Source organism: Anaerobiospirillum sp. NML120449 (assembly GCF_023051105.1).
GTDB lineage: Bacteria > Pseudomonadota > Gammaproteobacteria > Enterobacterales > Succinivibrionaceae > Anaerobiospirillum.
Genome location: NZ_JALKIL010000040.1, coordinates 14563 through 35090 on the forward strand (window position 1 = coordinate 14563; position 20528 = coordinate 35090).

Sequence of the window (20528 nt, forward strand, 5' to 3'; positions counted from 1 at the left end):
GCTGCATAAGGGCGGAAATGCCTTATGTCAGCACCGTCTTATGCCTGTACTGAAGCAGATGCTTTTGATGTCATCCCGGGGCACCTGCCCCGGAATGTCATCCTCCCACGCTACAGGTGAAAATCTACAAATAGAGAGCGCCTGTCTACAGTTTCCAGCCCACCTGTCACTGCATCATTCATAACTGAATAACCTTAATACACTCACGTATCTGACCATATTCAGCCTTTAGTCGGTTATACCGTCATTTATATAGATAAATATAAATACATCGATAATAAAGCTGTTTTCATGGCAGCCGAAAAGTCAGATTTTGACCTGCTGTTTACATTTATTTTAAAAAAGACCTTGATTGCGCCAGTGAAATCCTTATAATGTGCACCGTTGTCGGCGACCAGACAACAAATTATGCCCAGATGGTGAAATTGGTAGACACAAGGGACTTAAAATCCCTCGGACTAAACATCCGTGCCGGTTCGACCCCGGCTCTGGGCACCACTCCAAAAAAGATGCTTCAGGCATCTTTTTTCATTTTAGCCCTGCCAAAAAACAGGCCGCTCAGGCCCCATCTTGCCAAGCTTTCAGCAACTCCAGGTCTAAGCCCCAATCAGGCCCTTTCTACCCTTTCCCTGCAATCAAAGCCCACCAAATCACATACACCTTCCAGCATGCAGCTGCCCTGCCTGCAGATTACCTAATCAAGACCACCAGTACCTGCAATGCAGCCATGCCGCCGCAATTTCATCTTGCTGTGGGGTCATGCTGAGGTGCAGTCATAATGAAGTGCAGTCATGCTTGAGTGCAGCCATTACGAAGTGCAGTCATGCTTGAGTGCAGCCATTATGAAGTGCAGTCATGCTCGAGTACGGTCATGCCAAAGTGCAGTCATGCTCGAGTACGGTCATGCCAAAGTGCAGTCCTGGTGCCATGCAGTGCAGTGTATTGACCTTGTACCTGACCTCATCAGGCCGCCCCGTCAGGCCTCCTTATGTCCAAACGTCTCCACCAGGGCGGCAACGCGCAGGGGTATAAAGTACTGCCATAGTGCTGTGCCTTACCTGCAAAGTGCAGCCCCAGTAAGCATAGCCTTAAAAGGTTGCACAGCAGCCCGTAATGGCGTGACTGATGTATGCAGTGAGCTGCCATGTTCATAAGCTGCTCATAAGCTCATCGCCTTTTACCCGTATGCCGAGGCATCTGCAGTTGCACTATAAAACACATAAGTACTAAGCAATCCTGCCTGGAATCTGGCAGTCTGATGACAGTTGGCCTTTCGCTCAAAAAAACACTTGCACAGCGGCCAATAATCTCTATAATTAGGTGCGTTGTCGGCGACCAGACAACATCAGAGTTTTGCCCAGATGGTGAAATTGGTAGACACAAGGGACTTAAAATCCCTCGGACTAAACATCCGTGCCGGTTCGACCCCGGCTCTGGGCACCACTCTCAAGAAGATGCTTTAGGGCATCTTTTTTCGTTTATGGCCCCTGTAAACTACAATCCCCATCCCCTGAGCAGCTCTGACCGGATTTGGGCAGACATGGCCTGATGTGGCCGGGCCTGGCCAGACTGTCCCCATCTCGCCTCATCCCCTTCTTTCGGACCTAATCCCATCCCATCCCATCCCATCTCATCCAATACCATACAATCTCATCCCATCCTTTCCTATCCTTTCCGACTCAATCCTGCTGCATCCAATCCATTACTACTTCATCCCATCCAGTACAGTCCAATGCAGTCACATACAGTCACATCTCGACCCTTCACATAGCAGCTATTTACCTGATATCTGTCTTTACAGCTGTCGACTGTGCAGCCTGAATCATGGCTGCCTGAACAAAGATATCTTCAAGAAAACAGGGATAGCTTTAGTTTAAGAACTGGCTTTCCGTAAGTCTGGCCGACCTGAACTACATGAGTCTCAGTAGGTATACCTCCGCACAAATACTCACCAGAACTCAGCACCAGACTCTACCTCCAGCCCAGGACAGCCAATCGTCCCGGGGGCCTGACAACTTGCAGTCATAAAAGTCAGCTCCCCTGCGGATGCAGGGGTTTGGCGCCAGCTCATCTGAGCGATAAAGCAAGCTTCTGCAATGAGTGACTAGGAGTGATTCTGCCATGCCTGCCGGTATGAATAGCCCAATTTGCTCAATCGCGCAAAGAGCAGCCCACAACTGTGGGGTTATTTGCTTAAATTTTGGTTAATTTTTTAAAAAATGCTTGCATGAAGTTAAATAATCACTATAATGGTCTGCGTTGTCAGTCACGACCGACAGCAAAAGATTAAGCCCAGATGGTGAAATTGGTAGACACAAGGGACTTAAAATCCCTCGGACTAAACATCCGTGCCGGTTCGACCCCGGCTCTGGGCACCACCCTAAAAGATGCTTCAGGCATCTTTTTTCGTTTATACGTCCCGCAAAATCACGGCACCAGCTCCAGCTGCCGCCCTCTCGGCTCTTACAGCCATTCCTCTCCCATTAAAGCTAAAGCCCTCGACCCCAACTGACTTCTATCCTGCTTAGCAGCTCCATCATTGCGCTGTACGGATTTCTGGGCCAGCACTCATATCCTTACCAGCATCTGTCCTGAATTCCCTTAAGCGCCCGTCATAGACATCAACCAGTGCATCTTAAGGTTCAGTAACAATCCTCCTGCCTGCAATAGTTCAGTCACGCACTGCCTGTCAAAAAATCAGGCTCACTGCCTGTCGAAAGGTCACGTTCAAGGACCATCTCAGAACGTAACAAATCCCCTGTTCTAAACGCCCCTGCAGGCCCATGCTGATCATGGCATCTCAGACAGTAAATACGCTGCAGCATTGACCAGGAGCAATGCTATGGCAAGGCTGCATGCTGCGCTTCATCTTCAAGTATAAGGACATGCAGCTTAGCCGCATAAGCAGCCCCGGCTGCCTGGTGTCTGATAAGCGGCTACGGGCAGGCAGCCTCGCTGCATTGCCTGCAGACTGGCTGCATTGCAGGCCTTCTGCCAGGCTGACTGCATTGCTGGCCGACTGCCTGCTTGCCTGGCTGGTCAGTTCAAAGTGTGCTCTCCATAAAGCAAAAGGTCACCTTTCGGTGACCCTTTGTTTTGGAATGCTTTAAGCTCGGATTAGAAAATGTCCATGGCGCCTGGATCGCCTGCAGCGTTGTTACCTGCCGGCTGTGGGCTCTGCTGACCTGGCTGCTGACCTGGCTGCTGGCCTGGCTGCTGGCCTGGCTGCTGGCCTGGCTGCTGACCTGGCTGCTGAGCTGGAGCCTGTTCCGGGGCTGGTGCAGGTGCAGGTGCAGGTGCCGGTGCGGCGCCCTGCTGGGCTGGCTGCTGGGCAGGTTGCTGGACTGGACGGCCATCAGGGCCTATCTGCATTGGACCTGTTGCATTACCAAGAGACTTGTCAACGGCTGCGCCTGCGGTACCGGTGTTCACACCACCTGAAGCGCCGACAGGACGACCATCAGGGCCAATGCTGGCTGGACCGCCGCCTGGAGCAAATGGCATAACCTCAGGTGGAGGAGCCTTTTCAGGCTTTTCTTCCTTAACTGTCTCCTCAACCACTACTGGCTTAGGAGCGTTTGGATCGATGACCTCTTCCTCATCTTCCTTGAGGTTGTAGTCCTTAGGTGCATAGCCCTCCGGCTCACGGCCCATATAGTCAGGCAGATAAGTACGCTCACCACGCCATGCACGGTTGTAATTCTGACAGCTCTGCACGAGAGCATCTGAGTGCTCCATAAAACCGGCCAGAGGAACTTCGTAAACACGAACCTTGGCTGTTGCACCCTGCAGCAGAGCAATCTTGAGGGTGCCACCCTCACGCATCTGCAGGAAAAGATCACTTAAGGAGCGCTCCTGATTTTCTGTAAGAGGAGCGAAAAGAATACGGTTACGGCCAGCAAGGTCGCCGCGCAGGGAGTATTCCTGACCCTTGTCGACAACGAAACGGGCAAATACGAAATCATTGACTGAGTCAAACAGACGGATATCGAGGCTGTTGACTCTCAGCTCCATCAGGGGAGTTGGATTCTGCAGCATACAGCCTACCTTGAAAGTAAAGCTGTCAATCATGCTGCGGTTAATCTTGATGCCCAGAGTATGGTGCAGTACGGCTTCCTTGATGCTGATAAGCTTGGAGGCCGAACCCTTGTTATAGCTGTACTCAGGATCCTCAGTAAACTGCCAGCGGTTGGCGTCTGATACCTGAGGATCAGCGGCATGGACCGGAGCAGCAACAAAGCCCAGAAAACCACTGACCAGCAGGGCCAGTGATGTGGATGAAAGTTTACTAAATCTGTTGAGCATGGCGCAGCTTCACTCTGGATAATCTACAAAATCCTGGGGTTACTCTGCTGCCGCTAAGCTGTACTGATCAGCTCACAACAGCGGTCACATCAGGACCAGCGGTGCAGATATGCCAAAAGCGCTGTTCACAGTTTTTTGACAGCTACAGACACGCTGTTGTGAAATTAACATTTCACCATGGCCGGTCGTAGTGTCCTGTGAGGGCAGCGCTTTTGCAGGAAAGGACCTGTTATCTGACAGATGGGATTTAAAGCCCGTAGATATCAGCTTAGAACAGGATACGGCACTTGAGAGTACCTGGAATTTCCTTGAGTAATGGAACAATGGTCTCAGGGGTTTCTGAGTGAATATCCATCACTACGTAACCTACATCACCACTTGTTTGCAAGTACTGTGCCGCAAGGTTGATGTTCTGGCTGGCGAAGACTTCGTTAATCTTCTGCATGATGCCCGGTATGTTCTTGTGCACGTGCAGCAGACGGGATACAGAGGTACGCTTGGCTGGCAGAGAAACCTCAGGGAAGTTTACTGCAGTCAGGGTGGAACCATTATCAGAGTACAGAGCAAGCTTCTGGGCCACCTCAATACCGATGTTGCACTGAGCTTCCTCAGTAGCAGCGCCAATATGAGGAGTGAGAATGACATTGTCAAACTCACGCAGCGGTGACTTGAACTCATCGTTATTGGATGCAGGCTCAACAGGGAATACGTCAACAGCAGCACCGGCTACCTTTTTGGAGCGCAGGGCATCAGCAAGGGCATCAACATCAACTACAGTGCCACGTGCGGCATTGACGAAGAACACGCCATCCTTCATGCGGGCAAAGGCACTGGCATCAATCATGTTCTTTGTGTCATCGGTTTCTGGAACATGCAGAGTAACGATGTCGGCCTGAGCAAAGAGCTCATCAATGGTATCAACCTGACGGGCATTGCCAAGGCTGAGCTTGTTCTCGATATCGTAGTAGATAACGGAAAGACCGAGGCCTTCAGCGATAATGCCTACCTGAGTACCAATGTGACCGTAACCGATGATACCGAGGGTCTTGCCACGGGCCTCGAAACAGCCGTGTGCAACCTTGTTCCAGCCACCACGGTGCAGCAGGGCATTACGGGCAGGAACATCACGTAACAGCTGGAGATACTCGCCTGTTACCAGCTCAGCTACAGAGCGGGTATTGGAAAAAGGAGCATTGAATACAGGAATACCGAGGCTGGCAGCAGTCTCAAGGTCTACCTGATTGGTACCGATACAGAAACAGCCGATACCGACAAGACGACGCGCGTGCTCCAGAACCTCCCTGGTCAGCTGAGTACGGGAGCGGATGCCAATGAAGTGGACATTGGCAATCTTGTCGAGCAGCTCCTGACCATCGTAGGCCTTCTTGTCATACTCAACATTGTTGTAGCCGGCTTTCTTAAAGGTATCAACCGCACTTGGGTCTACGCCTTCCAGAAGCAGGATCTTAATCTTGTCTTTCTCCAGTGATAAAGCCTGCATGTGTTCCTCTCTAATGCCGTGTTATCTCCCTCTGGCCTGACAGCCATGAAGGGGCTGAATTGTTTCTCTTGCCCGCCCTGACTGTGCAGCCATGTACGGGCTCTGTGAAAATCAGTAGTCAGTCTAGCAAATTATCAATGTAAATAAGTACTGACCGGTAATATCTGTAACCCTTTGGACAGCTCCTGAAACTGACTGCAGCAGGTGCTGCTGCACCAACAATCGGCGGTGCTGCAGAGCAGCTGTACTGCGTCACTGGCTGCAGCGACCATCAGTGCTGCAGAGCAGCTGTGCTGCTTACCTGCCGTGGCGTGCCGTATGCACTGCGTAAAGGCTGTTTTTCAGGGCTTTTTGCAGCCTGCCCAGCGTGCATACAAACGATTGTGGGGGCCCAAAAACTATATAAGCCTGGCTTGGTCAAAGTCAGGCTTATGAGTGTTCGACTAAAAGGACAGGCATAGAAGAGTGATGCTCACCGACATCATCCCCTTAATACCTGAGGGGGCTGCCCCTACTGTGCTTTGTTACGGGCACGGCGTGCCAGCACGGCCTCGTTAAGCTCGGCAAGCATGGCTTCGGTATCTTCAAAGCCTACGCAGGCGTCAGTTACAGACTGGCCGTATACGAGCTTGGACAGGTCTTCGCACAGATCCTGACGGCCCTCAACAATGTTGCTTTCGATCATTACGCCGAAAATCTTGTTGGAACCGGAAGAAATCTGGGTAGCAACATCATGGCAGACATCAAGCTGCTTCTTGAACTGCTTGGAGCTGTTAGAGTGTGAGAAGTCGATCATCACGGACTCTGGCAGCTTTGCAGCCTTTAACAGCTCGCAGGCCTGAGCTACGGCTACTGAGTGGTAGTTTGGCTCCTTGCCGCCGCGCAGAATGATGTGACAGTCATCGTTACCACGGGTATGAGCGATAGCTACGTGACCCATCTTGGTAACAGTCATGAAGGTATGTTCGTGCTGGGCTGCAACAACAGCATCTACAGCAATGCGGGTGGAACCATCGGTGGCATTCTTAAAGCCTATAGGGCATGACATGCCTGAGGACAGCTCACGGTGAATCTGTGACTCGGTGGTACGGGCACCGATAGCACCCCATGAGATCAGCTCATCAATGTACTGAGGAGAGATCATGTCGAGGAACTCGGTAGCTGCAGGAACGCCCATGGCATTGACATCTACCAGCAGCTTGCGGGCAATACGCAGGCCGTTGTTGATATCAAAGGAGCTGTCCATACGAGGATCGTTGATAAGACCCTTCCAGCCCACAGTAGTTCTAGGCTTCTCGAAGTATACGCGCATGATAACTTCGAGCTGATCGGCGTACTTCTGACGTAATGGCAGCAGGCGCTGAGCGTAGTCAATGGCAGCTACAGGATCGTGAATGGAGCAAGGGCCGGTAATGACTACAAGACGGTCATCCTGACCGCGCATGATATTGTGAATGTTGTTACGGGTATTAAATACGAGCTGGTCAGCTGACTCAGTGGTAGGGAACTTTTCGATAATAGCCACTGGTGGAAGTAAAGGTAACACGTTATTTATCCTTGTATCCACGATGCCGTCGCGGTAGAGAGGAGGCTGTGGAATCATTGGTTCATTAATCAGGTTCATGGTTAAAACGCCTTATTAGTAGTTGTAGTTAAAGTAATACCAGTAGTGATAACGAGCAGCGGATCCAAAGCTAAATCGGCCAGTGTCAGCGACACCGTTGTTCATTGAGATAACGTCTGATCTGCGACTGCAGTGTGCAGCGGCAGGCAAATTATTAAGATTGCGTGCTTTCATCTGTTATTCAGGTCCTTTCCGCAAAAACGGTCCGGGCCATGCCTTTTAGTCTGATTGGATTACTGACCACCAGGGCTCCCTGCATGCTCTCAAAGAGAATCAGGAGAGTATTGCAGCCTCAATGGCCTTGTCGTCGTCACTTCTGATACAGCCTTACTCAACTTTCCAATGATTTGTTACAAGGAAAGATTATGGCCCTGACGGGCCGCCCTCAGTTTCCTGGATACTGGCAGTTAACGCCTGTCCGGGACTGCTGTCTGCACTGTTCCCGGCTCCGGGAGCACTGTGCACTGGTGCTGCAGAAAAAACAAAGGCCCATAAAAGGCCCGATGAGCACCATTATGTTGCTGTTTGACAGTCAGCCTGACATGACAGGAGCTGATCAGAAATATCTGCACAGTTACCTGTACCGTCCTCAATGCTTTGGAAACACTACTGGTTTTTGGAGAACAGTGACAGTTGTGCTCTGCAGAATATGTATCCATTGTATGACCATGATCTGAAAGTAACAAGCCGCCCGCCCTATTTAGCCATGACCAGGCCCCTTTATCGCACCTTTTTGACGCACAAATCACGTACCATAACCATGCACGGCCACAAAGTGCACCACAACAATGCGACCGTGCAGCCCCCACATCACTGTGCCCTGGCAATACTGAGCGCCCCTCCCGTCCCTCAGGCGGTGTACTCCTCTCTTCTCCAGCGGCACTGGCGCAGCAGCTCAGCCTCTGGTCCTGGAACCGCAGCAGCTCAGCCTCTGGTCCTGGCACAGGCACTGGCAGGAGGCAGCAAGCTGCAATGTCCGAAAATGCATTGACATGCCCACATGTGTGCTGACACGGTACACTCAGCGCATCAGCTTCATGCTGTTCATCAAGATCGCAGTAGCTTTGGGGGCTGCATTTTCCCCTGGAGACAGATACATATATGCTGTCCAGCCCCGTGGCATCGACACCTGTCAATATGCCTTTGCGCGGCCCGGGAAACAAAATTACAGGTATATGAAAAAGAATCAGCTGTGTACTTGCATAGCACAAACGGTATTGATACAATTTACCTGAAGCACTTGGGCTGCAGTTCGGAATGCGGATTCTGGCTGCAGCTTTAAAATTTTATGGGCCCTGCAAAATAAATATGGCCTGTATATCAGCTTTATCAAGGCAGTCTCTACAGACTCTGACCAGCACTTGCGGGACCATCATGGTCCTTTTTCTTTGCCTGCTTTATGTATCTATCAAACACATGATAACGCCCATATTTATGCTGTTTTGACAAGCAACAGGCAAAAAAAATACCGCCCCTGTTACTGCATGTACAGTTCAGGGGCGGTATTTTTTAGTGCCGGGCCCGGTCGCACCTCAGGACGGCCCGGCTGTGACATGGCATGGTATGGCGCGGCCTGGCATGGTGTGCGGACTGGTGTATTACGCTGTTACGACAGCATGGCACCTTTTCGTCGCTGCTGCTCAGCTGAGCTTTATACTGCGTCTGTCAGCGCTGACCTGACGCGAGCAGCTATCAGACATAATAATTCAGACATCAGACTTTAGCTGTCTGCCATTAAACATTGGCGAGGTTCATCAGGGACTCACCAGAGAAGCGGTAGGTGGTCCAGTCATCCATAACCTTGCAGCCAAGTTTGGTGTAGAAGTTAATGGCATTGGTGTTCCAGTCCAGACATGCCAGCTCCAGACGGCCACAGTTACGGGACAGGGCAATCTGAGCCAGAGAGTGCAGCAGGAACTTGCCATAGCCCAGCTTGCGGTACTCAGGGATTACAAAGAGATCCTCAAGGTAGATACCGCCCTTGCCAAGGAAAGTGGAGAAGTTGTAGAAGAAGAGCGCAAAGCCCACTTCGTTTTCGTTGGAGTCCAGTGCAAAGATAACATCAGCTACCTTGCGGTCAAAAAGCCATTCGGTGAGCAGCTCAGGAGTTGCGGAAACCTCGCCTTCGAGGTGCTCAAAATGAGCCAGATCCTTGATGAATTTAAGGATAAGAGGCACATCTTCAACAGTGGCAAAACGGTAAGTCTTATCAGCCATAATTAACTCCTGTCAGTTGACCCGGTTAACAAATCCGCAACAGCATGAAAGCCGTCCGGTCCTTACTCCTATCTTACTCCCAAAGCCAGGATGCTGATATCGCACCACAGTTGCATAATTACAAAAGTGTTATCTGCGTCATATCCCTGCCCGCCTGAGCTTTCCATACTGAATACCAGCCAGTCAGCTCACAATGGTCCACGGTGAAGCCTCATAAGAATAAACGGCTAAGGCGGGCCTTAAGGCCTCTCAGGCAGAGGCCATCTTGAGCAAAGCAGCCAAGGTCTGGCTCTGCGGCGGGGCAGAGCATGGCGCAGCCATGTGCGTGGTTAAGCGCATGGGTTCAGGCCATGGCCAGGCTGACCTGCAGGCAGACTGACGGGCAGCAGGACTCAGGTTCAGGCGGTCCCGCCACTCCAGCCAGCATGACATGACAGCCGGATGCAGCAGGTAGCCCGGCTGCCTGCAGGGCATCTGGTGCTGTGGGCCTGAAACGGCACGGGGCGCTGTCCTCAAAGAGAACAGCGCCCCGTGTTATGCAGCGTGAACCTGCGGCCACTTTGCCATCAGCCTGCTGATGCTTCAGCTGCTCTTACAGCTGTTACAGCTCGAGGGTCAGGTTGACCGGGCAGTGGTCGGAACCAAAGACATCCTTTTCAATGGAGGCGTCCTTGATGCAGTCCTTAAGCTCATCGGAGACGAAGAAGTAATCGATTCTCCATCCTACGTTCTTGGCGCGGGCCTGCATCTTGTAGGACCACCATGAATAATGACCTTCCTCATTTCCTTTGATGTGGCGGAAAGTGTCGACATAGCCTGCTGAGGTGAACATGTCGAGGAAGTCACGCTCAATCTGCAGGAATCCGGTAGTATTCTTGTTTGTCTTTGGACGGGCAAGGTCTATCTCATGGTGTGCAATATTAAAATCGCCGCACACAACAATAGGCTTGCTCTTGCGCAGTTCCTGAGCATACTTAAAGAAACTATCAAAGAAACCCATTTTATACGGGACTCGCTTAAACTCTCCTTTGATAGGCTTACCATTCTCATCTAAAACCTCGGCGCCACCATTTGGGAAGTAGCCGTTGAAGAAGTGGAACTTCTCAAACTCAAGGTGGACAATACGGCCCTCACCCTGAAACTCAGGATCAGGCAACTCAATCTCTACAGATAACGGCTTGATACGGGAAAATACGGCAGTGCCGGAGTAACCCTTCTTGACCTTGGAGCTGGCAAAGAAGCTCTCATAGCCCTCTTTATTGACAATAGCTTCAGGGATCTGCTCTTTTTCAGCCTTGGTTTCCTGAAGTCCAATGACATCATACTTATCCTGAGCAAACCACTCCTGCCATTCAGGCTTGGCAGCCACTGCACGAATGCCGTTGACATTCCAAGAAGCAAGCTTTATTTCCATCAGTCCCCCTGACTTCAATGACACTGTAATGTGTACGGAACACAGCAAGTGCTGCCTGATGAAAACGTGCATCAATACCTGTAATGATGTCGTGCCAGTGGCTCACTGTCTGTGTCTGCATGTGTTATCTGTACGCTCTGCACCGCTAACAGCCAAAGTTCATGACATATACCGGTTCAGATCGCGCATATCATACCAGGCAAAACATGACTGATCTCACAGCAGTCACCATGGTGCAAAAAAATATCTATCATACCTGCCACAAAGGCCGCAAAAATCGCCGCCACTACCTCCATCCTGCTCTGATTTGTCACCATAATCCCAAACCTCCGGTAACAGCCCCGGCGCCCCACTGAAGACACAGCTGCAGACGGTGGAGTACATCAGTGAGGTTACGGTATGTCTAATACGGACATATAATGAGCCTTATCAGCTCACAGCCATACTCAGAAGTGCCTCAGACACCATTTCCGGGTAAGGCCTGCAATGGAGACAATTCTGTGAAAACACCGGCTCTGGACTTTCTGGTCAAAAACAAAATCTCTTTTAAAGAATATGAGTATGTCAGCGACAATCATGACTTTGGCCGCCATGCTGCTCAGGCCCTTAACATGGATGAGCATAAGGTCTTCAAAACTATCATCCTCCATCATGACAAAACATATGTGACCTGCATTGTTCCGGTATCAGGAAGAATCTCCCTCAAGGCCGCCGCCCGCACTGCAAAGCTCAAGGACCTTGAGACCACTGATCCCCAGACTGCGCAGCGTGTCACCGGCTATGTGGTTGGCGGAATCAGCCCTTTTGGCCAGAAGCGTCGCACTGTTACCATTCTGGACTCCTCAGCTCTTGGACAGGATGAAATACTGGTCTCAGCAGGCAAACGCGGCATGTCGGTTGGTATCAGACCGGAGGATCTGATAAGACTGCTCGACGCCATCACGGGCGATGTGCTGGAAAAAACAGCCTGACCGTCCCGGCTGCCTCTGCCAATGCCTCTGATTCTTAGCCTGCAGGCATACTATGCCTGTGCATCAGCCTCAGGCGGCGCCGCGAGACTGCCTGACGGTCAGGTCAATGTCATCTGCATGACCTTCTGAGCGCAGCTGCATAGCAGCTGCATGGGCTTCTGATCACAGCTGCATGGCAGATGCATGTCCCTGTGTTCTCACAGGGGCATGCCTGCAGAGCGGCAATTGAGGCCAGGAACTGGCGACAATGAACTGGCGGCAATGAACTGGCGGCTATGTCCGACAGCCCGGCCTGTGAGCTTTTAAGGGATAAAGTGCTTGTGGCAGTTGCACGTAAGGGGCGGACCAATCGGCATTTACAGGAGCCTGAACGTGGTCTTTGACAGCACAGACAAAGGCTTAACAGTGCCGCCTTTGTGTTTATATCGCGGTGCGATCAGTGTTATGATGCAGGCCATGCCCTGCAAATACAGGGCTCCGTTTAATCATTTTTCGCTGCGGCGATAAGGAGTTTTTATGAGCATTCAGGCTATTAATGATCTGTTTACCAGCCTTGACAAGAACGAAGAACTGACCAAGGAATTTGAGTCTATCCGTGCCGATGACAAGTTCCGTGAGAACCTGGTTGCTCTGGGCAAGAAGCACGGCTTTGAGTTCACCCTCCAGGAGCTTGAGGACGTAGCTGCCTGTGCCCGCGCTATTCAGCAGGGTGAAAAGGCTGAGTAAGCCAACTCTGAACACAGCTGTGTTTCTGGCATTGCATGCCTTATCAGAAGCCATGATCGCAATACGGTCATGGCTTCTGTCGTTTCCGGCCGTTCATATGGCCATGACATGGCATGTGTCGCTACTGCCAGGGACAGAGAACCCGGTTCAGGCTCATGCTCAGGCTGTGACTGAGCTGTCTTGCGTGCCAGGTCTTGTCCAGGTGTGGTCTGGGGCCATCATTACCTGGAGCAGTGAGTGCCATGTTGGCGCAGAGCGGGTGCTGATGGTGTGGAGGCACTGTTACGGGGCAACATGAGCGTGCCAGGCACACAGTGATGCGGGTCGATGAAAACGTTTTACCTGCCCTTTGTAAGCTGTTTGCCTTTGTGTCTTTCAAGTGGTGGCTTTCGTGCCTTAAGCAACGCCCCCAAAAGGGGCCCCATAATGTTTAGTGGGGCGCCTTTTTGTCTTTTTTTCAGCCCTCAAAAAGGTGTAAAATGACCCCTGACCTGATCATTTGTATCATCAACAATCTTTCATGTGATGAAAGACTGAGCACAGATCATGTTCAGGCATACCCCTAACAAGCTGATCAGCCTCTGCAGGCCTTGATCCTTTTCTGTATCAGACAGCACGGGAATAACGGCCTTACCAGGAATATTGATCCTGCGGGCCGGCTTGTAGATGCCAGATTCGTTATTTGCTTAACTATTGGAGATAAGACATGAGAACTCCTCTCGTAATGGGTAACTGGAAGCTCAACGGCACTAAGGATTCTGTAACTGCTTTAGTAAATGCCTTAAAGGAGCCAGCAAACAACGCTGCCGGTAAGGCTGAAGTAGCCGTTTGCGCCCCTGCCGTTTTCATCGGCATGGTTGAGAACCTTGCCCAGGGCTCCAAGCTTGCCTGGGGTTCAGAGGACTGCGATATTCACACCTCCGGCGCCTATACTGGTGAGAACTCCCCAGTGATGTTACGTGAGTTCGGCTGTACCTACGCCATCGTTGGTCACTCCGAGCGTCGTGAGTACCACAAGGAGTGCAGCAACTACGTTGCTCAGAAGTACCAGGCTGCTCAGCAGAACGGCTTAATTCCAGTATTATGCGTTGGTGAGTCTGAGGCTGAGTTCGACGCCAGCAAAACCATGGACGTTGTTCGTGAGGAGTTAAAGGCAGTTATCGATCTGTGCGGCATCGATTCCTTCAAGAATGCTGTTATCGCCTACGAGCCAATCTGGGCTATCGGCACCGGCAAGACTGCTACCCCTGAGATCGCTCAAAAGGTTCACGCTGACATTCGTGCTTACCTGGCTACCTTCTCTCAGGAAGTTGCTGACGGCGTACGTATCCTCTACGGTGGTTCCTGCAATGCCAAGACTGCCCCAGAGTTATTCGCTCAGAAGGACATCGACGGCGGCCTGGTTGGCGGCGCTTCCTTAAAGGCTGACGACTTCTCCGCTATCATCGCTGCTGCTGTTGCCAACGCCTAAAAGCCAAGGCTTATCAGTAAGTGCTCCGGGCTTGAGTCCCGGTAATAAGTGCGGCATATCATCAGCTGCATTTCAGCTGCTACAGGCACATGCTGTCTGTGGCAGCATAATCCTCAAATCCGTGTGTGCAGGGTATTGTGAGGACTTTCTAATCAGCTTGCGCCGGCTGCTGCTGACGCAGGAGAGTCTTATGGACAGATATGGTTAAGCTGTCCCAGGTTGAGTGTGACCTCCAGGCTGATGCTTCAGATTATTTTTTGGAACTAAAGAATAAGTTTCAACCACAGTTTTTACATTTGAGCTTTAGCATAATATGCACAGGCTCTCATACTGTCCTGCCGGATCCATTCCGACAGCTGCTGTCATGCCAGAGGGCATAAGCTCCTGCCGTGGTCAGCACTCCTCCAGCAAGGTGTCAGCATCAGCTGGCAGCCAGGAGCGCAAGGCTTCAGGATGCTGCAGGAAATTTTGACAGATGTGGTCTTATTACTCCAGGACGCCCCGGCCAATACAGGCGCTCCTGCCCGCCTCAAGCAAAAGTAAGTACCGGTCCAGGTTTTCAGTACAGATAAAGCTTTTCCCGTCTGGCCCCCAGCATGGGGATAACACTGTGCCCGTCACCTCATAAGGTGACCTCCATAAGAAGACCAGGACCCTTGCCTGAGCTGAAAAAGGCGGATTATTTCAGGTTGGCTTTAGCTCCAGATCCAGGAAACAGAAAATGGCTATTAAAAAAGTTGGTATTTTAACCTCAGGTGGTGACGCCCCAGGCATGAACGCTGCCATCCGTGCTGTAGTTCGTACTGCTCTTGATTACGGTTACGAAGTTTGCGGTATTCAGGACGGCTATCTTGGTCTGCATGAGGGTAATATCATCCCATTAGACCGTAAGAGCGTTTCTGACATGCTTAACCGTGGCGGCACTTTCCTCGGTACTGCCAGGTTCCCACAGTTCAAGGAAGAGGCTATCCGTCGCGAGTGCGTTGAAGTAATGAAAGAGCACAACATCGATGCTCTGGTAGTTGTAGGCGGTGACGGTTCCTACATGGGTGCCAAGCTCCTTTCCGAGCTGGGCTTCCCTTGTATCGGCCTGCCAGGCACCATCGATAACGATATCGCCGGTACCGATACCACCATCGGCTTCGATACTGCCTTAAACACTGCTGTTATCTGTATCGACCGTCTGCGTGACACCTGCTCCTCTCACAAGCGTATCTCCGTAGTTGAGGTTATGGGCCGTCACTGTGGTGACCTTGCTGTTAGCGCCGCTATTTCCTGTGGTGTGGAAGCTGTTCTGGTTCCTGAGAGACCATGGGACAAGGAAACTGTTTACAAGTCCATCGACGACTCCATTGCCAAGGGTAAGCGTCACGCCATTCTGGTAGTATGTGAGAACCAGACTGACGTTCACCAGATGGCTCAGGAAATCGAGCAGAGAACCGGTCTTGAGACCCGTGCTACCGTTATCGGCCACATTCAGCGTGGTGGCACTCCATCCGCTGCTGACCGTGTGCTGGCCTCCCGTATGGGTGCCTACGCTATTGAACTGCTGCGTCAGGGCCACTCTGGCCGCTGCATCGGCATTCAGCGCGGTGAGCTTGTACACCACGACATTATCGACTGCATCGAGAACATGAAGCACAAGTTCCACGAAGATCAGTACGATCTGGCCTTCTCCTTAAGCTAATCAGCTAAGGCAAAAGCCCGGCTGGTACGGCGCCCGCGCCCGCACCGACCACAAGGCCCTCTGTCAGACATGACAGGGGGCTTTGTCATTTTTGCAGACCGGGAACCGGTTCTTGCCCGGCATACTAAAAACAGCCATCTCAAGCCCCCATGAATGCACAAAGCCCTCTGTCCTTGCCGACAGAGGGCCTTGTAATGTAGTGAGCGCCTGGTTCGGCACTGTCACAACTGAGCGTGGGGACCTGCTCCTGTGGCCTTGCTGCAGCTGCTTTGGCGGCAGCAGCGGCGCTCCTGCCGGTAACAGTATGCGCTGTTCCGGGATGCCGCAGCGGAGCTCCTGCCAGTCACAGTGCTGCGCTGTTCCGCGCTGCCATGCGTTTGTGCCTGGCAGCAGGGCAGGCGCGCCTGGCCTGACTACTTATTGAGCTCAGGGGCGCTGTTTAACAGGGCGCTGATGGTCTCCAGGGCAATTTCCTTGCTGGTGTACTGAATAGCATACTCATCAGAGCCTGGCAGGCCCATAAAGACATCAGGGTTCTTATAGCTCATCATTGATGGATAGGTGTCCCTGGCAGAAAAGTGGAATTCCTTAATGCCTGAAATACGGGCAATCTCAACAATATTGGAAGGCTTGACACCGGCACCGGCCAGAATATGGATACGGCCGTCAGCCTTATCATGCAGCTCTTTGATATTCATTGCACCTTCAAGAGCATTGGCCTTGCCACCTGAAGTCAGAATACGGGTCACACCAAGCTTAATAAGCTGCTCCATGGTTTCGATACGGTCAGCGCACAGATCAAAGGCACGGTGGAAAGTTAACTCCATGCCATGAGCAGCATCTAGCATGAGCTCCATGGCATCAACATCCAGCTTACCATCATGGGTAAGACAGCCCACTACTACTGCATTGGCATTGAACTTACGGGCCATCATAATGTCATGGCGCATGATTTCCAGCTCTTCGCTGGTGTAAATAAAATCACCGGCTCTTGGTCTGATCAGGACGTTGAGTTTTGTATCAACCTCTGCACAGTGCTCACCTGCCACACGCATCATACCGTATGAAGGGGTAAGGCCACCTTCACTCAGAGCTGAACACAGCTCAATTCTGTGGGCGCCGATTTCAGAGGCGACTTTCACGCCCTCAGTTGAGGTAACACACAGTTCAAAGGTATATCCGAGATCATTGGCGGCAGAGGTCACCAGATTCTTGCTGTTATTTTCCATGGGGCTCCGGGAGGTATGTTAATTAATCCTGATACCGGCTGTGAGCCTGAGCATCATAATAAAGCTTACAGTATCTCAATAAGAACTGAGAAAAACAGAAAGCAAAAGCACCAGCGCTCCTGTCAGTCAGGCACAGATATCACCTTGACAGAGCAGCTGTTCCCGGCCGTGACCATGCCTCAGGCAGTCATAACTGAAAACCTGAATGCCACTGTCCTCATATGCTCTGACGATATGGGCACCTGTCCCACAGACGCAACGCCCTGCAGGCATGCCGTGGCACTAAGGCTCCGGCCATATATACCTGCAGGTCATGCCCGCTGCATCATATGCATACATCATGTGCAAGCATACAGCTAAGTGCGCTCTGCACCCTGCGGGTCCCTGGCACAGTAAAGCTGTGCCATAAGCTCTGTACCATGTACACGGTAGCCGTACCTTGTACCCTGTACCCTGTACCCTGTACCCTGGCCATGAGGCTCTTTTGACTGTACGGGATGAGCACCTGTTGCTGGCATAAGACCAGCTGATGATGTTATGGGCAGGGAGCATAAGCCCTGGGCACAATTTGTCCGCATACTGGACAAACAGATTGCGCCCTGGCAGCACCTGGCGCATCCGGGCAAAATGTCAGACGAAAATGAAGTTCAGCAGCCACTAAACCGAAGATTCTGTATTACTCAACAGATTGCTGCGGCGCATATTATCCCACGATATGCCTTTTCTGTCAGATTATGTTGGACAAAGCACCAGAGCTGCACATTACTAAACCTCAAAGACTCATCACGCAGCAGACAGATCATCCTTATCTCAGTACATATTCGATCTGACAATGCCTTTGTACAGGCCTGTTGAGCTGCCATTATCCTCTGTGCCTGCATTACCCCATTATGGTACAACCAGGTTTAGTAACCTGGCCCCTGCAGGTGCCAAAAACAAGGCGGCTTAACCAGGCCCTTGCATCTGCCCTGAACCATGTCCAAGCCGACAGCCTGGCACCATGCTGCCCGACCAGTGTCCAGCAGCATGAGTGAAACAGAAGATGGCCGGCCACCGGCACGGCTGCAGGCATGCCAGGCAGGCCCGGCTGCCGGCCATGAAAAAGGGCCAGGATTGCTCCTGGCCCCTGCTGACCTTTGAGGTCAGCTGTGTTGTTTTGTCTCCGGGCTTATGAACCTTTAGACGATACGGCGTAAGGACTCACCCTTATGGAAGGCCTCGAGGTTCTCGCCAAACTGCTTGACCAGAGCCTGCAGACAGTCGTGAGACATCCATGCCTGATGAGGAGTGAGCAGGAAGTTGTCGTTGTTCTGTAACTTCACATATGGGTGATCGGCAGTTAAAGGCTCAACAGAAGCTACGTCAGCACCGGCACCGGCAATGGCACCACTGACAATGGCCTCAACCAGGTCATTTTCGTTGACCACACCGCCACGGGCATTGTTAATGATGAAGACGGACTTCTTCATTGTGGCGATTTCTTTGCTGGTAATGAGGTTGGTGGTGTCAGGAGTCAGAGGGCAGTTAACACTGATAAAGTCAGCCTGAGCAATGGCATCTTCAAACCTGGTGTAACCGTCACGTACGGACTGGGCACCACGGCGCTCGGCCTTGAGAACCTTCATGTTAAAGGCACTGGCAATAGCACCTACACGGGAGCCGATGGAGCCTGAACCGATTACGGTCAGGGTACGGCCGGCAAGGTCAACTACCGGATATGGCAGCTGGCAGAAGCAGTTGGCATTAACCCACAGGCCATTCTCCATTTCCTTGCGGGTCTTAATCATGGAGCGGCTTAACATCAGCATCATGGTGATGGCGTGCTCAGCTACAGAGTCAGTTGAGTAGCCCTGAATGTTAGCCACACCAATGCCGTGCTCCTTGCAGTAATCGATATCGATATTGTTAAAGCCGGTAGCCAGCTCGGCAATGAACTTTACCTTTGGGCACTGGGAGAGCACTTCAGCGGTTAAACGGCTCTTATTGGTCACGATAATGGTAGCATCCTTAACGCGATCAACCAGCTCATCAGGGGTAGTGGTCTCATAGCTTACCCACTCATGCTCAAAAGATGGACGTGGTAATGGATAGGCCTTAGGGATGGAAATGGCATCGGTGACAACAATCTTTTCCATGAATAACTAACTCCGCAGTTAAAAATCAAACTCGTTCAAGCTAAACCGCCCTGCCAGCACAGCCCCTGTCAGCCGCCCCAACAGGTCAGCAGCTCCAACATGGCAGCATACTCAGGCTCTGTCTGTACCCATGACATCTGTAATGGCAATGCAAAGGGACATTCCAGCACCACAGCGACACTGAGGCCAGGCATTCATCAGCTTTTGGCGCCTAAGTCTAATACAAAAACTACAGTTAATCTGTGCTCTACAGCCCAATGCAGTCTTATGAATAAAATACTCAAACAGCTCCAACTGCCCAGCCCCATGCAGCATTGTGGCCTGCAACGCCCTCCCGACACGGCAGCCTGACTCCTCAGCACTGCAGCAGGCTCCTAAGTACTCCCTTTCTTGCCCGACCTCAGGAGCGGCAGCCGGCTCCTCATACGCCCCCTATTGCCCGAAGCCCTGACAGAACGTCATAAGTCGCTATGACTCATGTCGCCGCGCGGCGCGCAAGACAGCGCACTGCGGCTCATAGAACAAGGCAGAGCCATACTGGCCATACGCCCTGTCAGAGCCGCAAAAGGCCAACTCTGCCCTAAGCCTCAGCAGCTTACACAGTCTCTGCTACTGTCATATGCTCTGCTGCTGTCACAGTACCAGTCTCTGCCACTGCCGCAGCCTCAGCCACAGTCATATCCCTGTCTACCGCTGCCAATTAAAACTACACCGGAAGACATGAGCCCTGAGCACTGCTCCATGGTGACGGGATGTCAGTAAGAACAGATAGTTGACCATATGCCATGAGAGACCAGCATACACCTGAGCGGGAAATATCTTGTCCTTGTTAATTTGCCCCCGCGATTCCCAGTAATTGTTCCGGCGGGAACAGTCCAGCCTGAAACAAGGGTGATAACTGTTCCCAGAGGGCTGTTACGCAGTGAACCAACCGCCCCAAAAATCAGATAAATAACGCATTTCCTGTTGGGGATTAATTTTTGACCTGGCGTGGAACAATTTTATTTTTTGCAATTTTGTATACACGTGGAACCGCGTGGAACATTTTTTAACATTTACTGCCGCATGAATTTAACAAGGGCAAAATAACAGACTTACGGTACAGAGCATTGCAGGCTGGTAAACACGGTATACAGGCCAGTCATCATACTTACACCAGGTCTCATGGACTGAGGCCCGCCCCACACTTTACCGGCAGAGCCTGGTGCTGCATAAAAATGGCAGGCACCCGACGCTAAAGATATTAGC

The 20528-nt window shown here is 51.6% G+C and carries 12 protein-coding genes and 3 tRNA genes; 8 read left to right on the forward strand and 7 right to left on the reverse strand.

The features are described 5' to 3' along the window. The first annotated feature begins 410 nt into the window (after positions 1-410). From MXE41_RS10480 to MXE41_RS10495, 4 genes are all read left to right on the forward strand, one after another. A tRNA-Leu gene (locus MXE41_RS10480) sits at positions 411-498 on the forward strand. Between the two features lie 857 nt (positions 499-1355). Further along, positions 1356-1443, forward strand: a tRNA-Leu gene (locus MXE41_RS10485). An 847-nt stretch (positions 1444-2290) separates the two neighbouring features. After that, positions 2291-2378 (forward strand) — tRNA-Leu (locus MXE41_RS10490). A 459-nt stretch (positions 2379-2837) separates the two neighbouring features. Then, positions 2838-3110, forward strand: a complete 273-nt coding sequence (locus tag MXE41_RS10495; RefSeq protein WP_247100454.1) for a hypothetical protein — start codon at positions 2838-2840, stop codon at positions 3108-3110. A 7-nt stretch (positions 3111-3117) separates the two neighbouring features. Here MXE41_RS10495 and MXE41_RS10500 read toward each other — a convergent pair whose 3' ends face one another. The 5 genes from MXE41_RS10500 to MXE41_RS10520 form a co-directional block, all read right to left on the reverse strand. Further along, complete coding sequence (locus tag MXE41_RS10500; protein WP_247100455.1) at positions 3118-4305, reverse strand: hypothetical protein; 1188 nt, start codon at positions 4303-4305, stop codon at positions 3118-3120. A gap of 268 nt (positions 4306-4573) precedes the next feature. Then, the gene (gene serA, locus MXE41_RS10505; RefSeq protein ID WP_246977396.1) at positions 4574-5806 is read right to left on the reverse strand and encodes a phosphoglycerate dehydrogenase; all 1233 of its coding nucleotides are present in this window, start codon (positions 5804-5806) and stop codon (positions 4574-4576) included. A gap of 511 nt (positions 5807-6317) precedes the next feature. After that, positions 6318-7430 carry a 3-deoxy-7-phosphoheptulonate synthase AroG gene (gene aroG / locus MXE41_RS10510; RefSeq protein ID WP_246977397.1) on the reverse strand — a complete coding sequence of 371 codons (1113 nt, stop codon included), beginning with the start codon at positions 7428-7430 and terminating at the stop codon, positions 6318-6320. Between the two features lie 1734 nt (positions 7431-9164). Further along, a complete protein-coding gene (locus tag MXE41_RS10515) occupies positions 9165-9647 on the reverse strand; it encodes a GNAT family N-acetyltransferase (RefSeq protein ID WP_246977398.1) in 483 nt (160 codons plus the stop codon). 601 nt (positions 9648-10248) lie between these two features. After that, entirely contained in the window at positions 10249-11061 is an 813-nt protein-coding gene (locus tag MXE41_RS10520) for an exodeoxyribonuclease III (RefSeq protein WP_247100456.1), read from the reverse strand. A gap of 419 nt (positions 11062-11480) precedes the next feature. Here MXE41_RS10520 and ybaK point away from each other — a divergent pair, with 419 nt between their 5' ends. From ybaK to pfkA, 4 genes are all read left to right on the forward strand, one after another. Then, positions 11481-12032 carry a Cys-tRNA(Pro) deacylase gene (gene ybaK, locus MXE41_RS10525; RefSeq protein ID WP_247100457.1) on the forward strand — a complete coding sequence of 184 codons (552 nt, stop codon included), beginning with the start codon at positions 11481-11483 and terminating at the stop codon, positions 12030-12032. 516 nt (positions 12033-12548) lie between these two features. Beyond that, complete coding sequence (locus MXE41_RS10530) at positions 12549-12758, forward strand: Nif11 family protein (RefSeq protein WP_246977401.1); 210 nt, start codon at positions 12549-12551, stop codon at positions 12756-12758. Between the two features lie 706 nt (positions 12759-13464). Further along, positions 13465-14229, forward strand: a complete 765-nt coding sequence (gene tpiA / locus MXE41_RS10535; protein WP_247100458.1) for a triose-phosphate isomerase — start codon at positions 13465-13467, stop codon at positions 14227-14229. 721 nt (positions 14230-14950) lie between these two features. Next, positions 14951-15916 (forward strand): 6-phosphofructokinase, encoded by a 966-nt coding sequence (pfkA, locus tag MXE41_RS10540; protein ID WP_247100459.1) that lies wholly within the window; start codon positions 14951-14953, stop codon positions 15914-15916. Between the two features lie 413 nt (positions 15917-16329). Here the strand turns inward: pfkA and MXE41_RS10545 are convergent, their stop codons facing one another. Beyond that, complete coding sequence (locus tag MXE41_RS10545; RefSeq protein ID WP_246977404.1) at positions 16330-17145, reverse strand: copper homeostasis protein CutC; 816 nt, start codon at positions 17143-17145, stop codon at positions 16330-16332. Positions 17146-18323: 1178 nt separating this feature from the next. Continuing rightward, positions 18324-19280, reverse strand: a complete 957-nt coding sequence (locus MXE41_RS10550) for a D-2-hydroxyacid dehydrogenase (protein ID WP_247100460.1) — start codon at positions 19278-19280, stop codon at positions 18324-18326. Between the last annotated feature and the right edge of the window lie 1248 nt (positions 19281-20528).

Coding starts and splice junctions, on each gene's coding strand:
- MXE41_RS10530 (WP_246977401.1), top strand. CDS start 12,549: ATGAGCATTCAGGCTATTAATGATCTGTTTACCAGCCTTGACAAGAAC.
- MXE41_RS10545 (WP_246977404.1), bottom strand. CDS start 17,145: ATGGAAAATAACAGCAAGAATCTGGTGACCTCTGCCGCCAATGATCTC.
- pfkA (WP_247100459.1), top strand. CDS start 14,951: ATGGCTATTAAAAAAGTTGGTATTTTAACCTCAGGTGGTGACGCCCCA.
- serA (WP_246977396.1), bottom strand. CDS start 5,806: ATGCAGGCTTTATCACTGGAGAAAGACAAGATTAAGATCCTGCTTCTG.
- MXE41_RS10500 (WP_247100455.1), bottom strand. CDS start 4,305: ATGCTCAACAGATTTAGTAAACTTTCATCCACATCACTGGCCCTGCTG.
- ybaK (WP_247100457.1), top strand. CDS start 11,481: ATGAGCCTTATCAGCTCACAGCCATACTCAGAAGTGCCTCAGACACCA.
- aroG (WP_246977397.1), bottom strand. CDS start 7,430: ATGAACCTGATTAATGAACCAATGATTCCACAGCCTCCTCTCTACCGC.
- MXE41_RS10520 (WP_247100456.1), bottom strand. CDS start 11,061: ATGGAAATAAAGCTTGCTTCTTGGAATGTCAACGGCATTCGTGCAGTG.
- MXE41_RS10495 (WP_247100454.1), top strand. CDS start 2,838: ATGCTATGGCAAGGCTGCATGCTGCGCTTCATCTTCAAGTATAAGGAC.
- MXE41_RS10550 (WP_247100460.1), bottom strand. CDS start 19,280: ATGGAAAAGATTGTTGTCACCGATGCCATTTCCATCCCTAAGGCCTAT.
- MXE41_RS10515 (WP_246977398.1), bottom strand. CDS start 9,647: ATGGCTGATAAGACTTACCGTTTTGCCACTGTTGAAGATGTGCCTCTT.
- tpiA (WP_247100458.1), top strand. CDS start 13,465: ATGAGAACTCCTCTCGTAATGGGTAACTGGAAGCTCAACGGCACTAAG.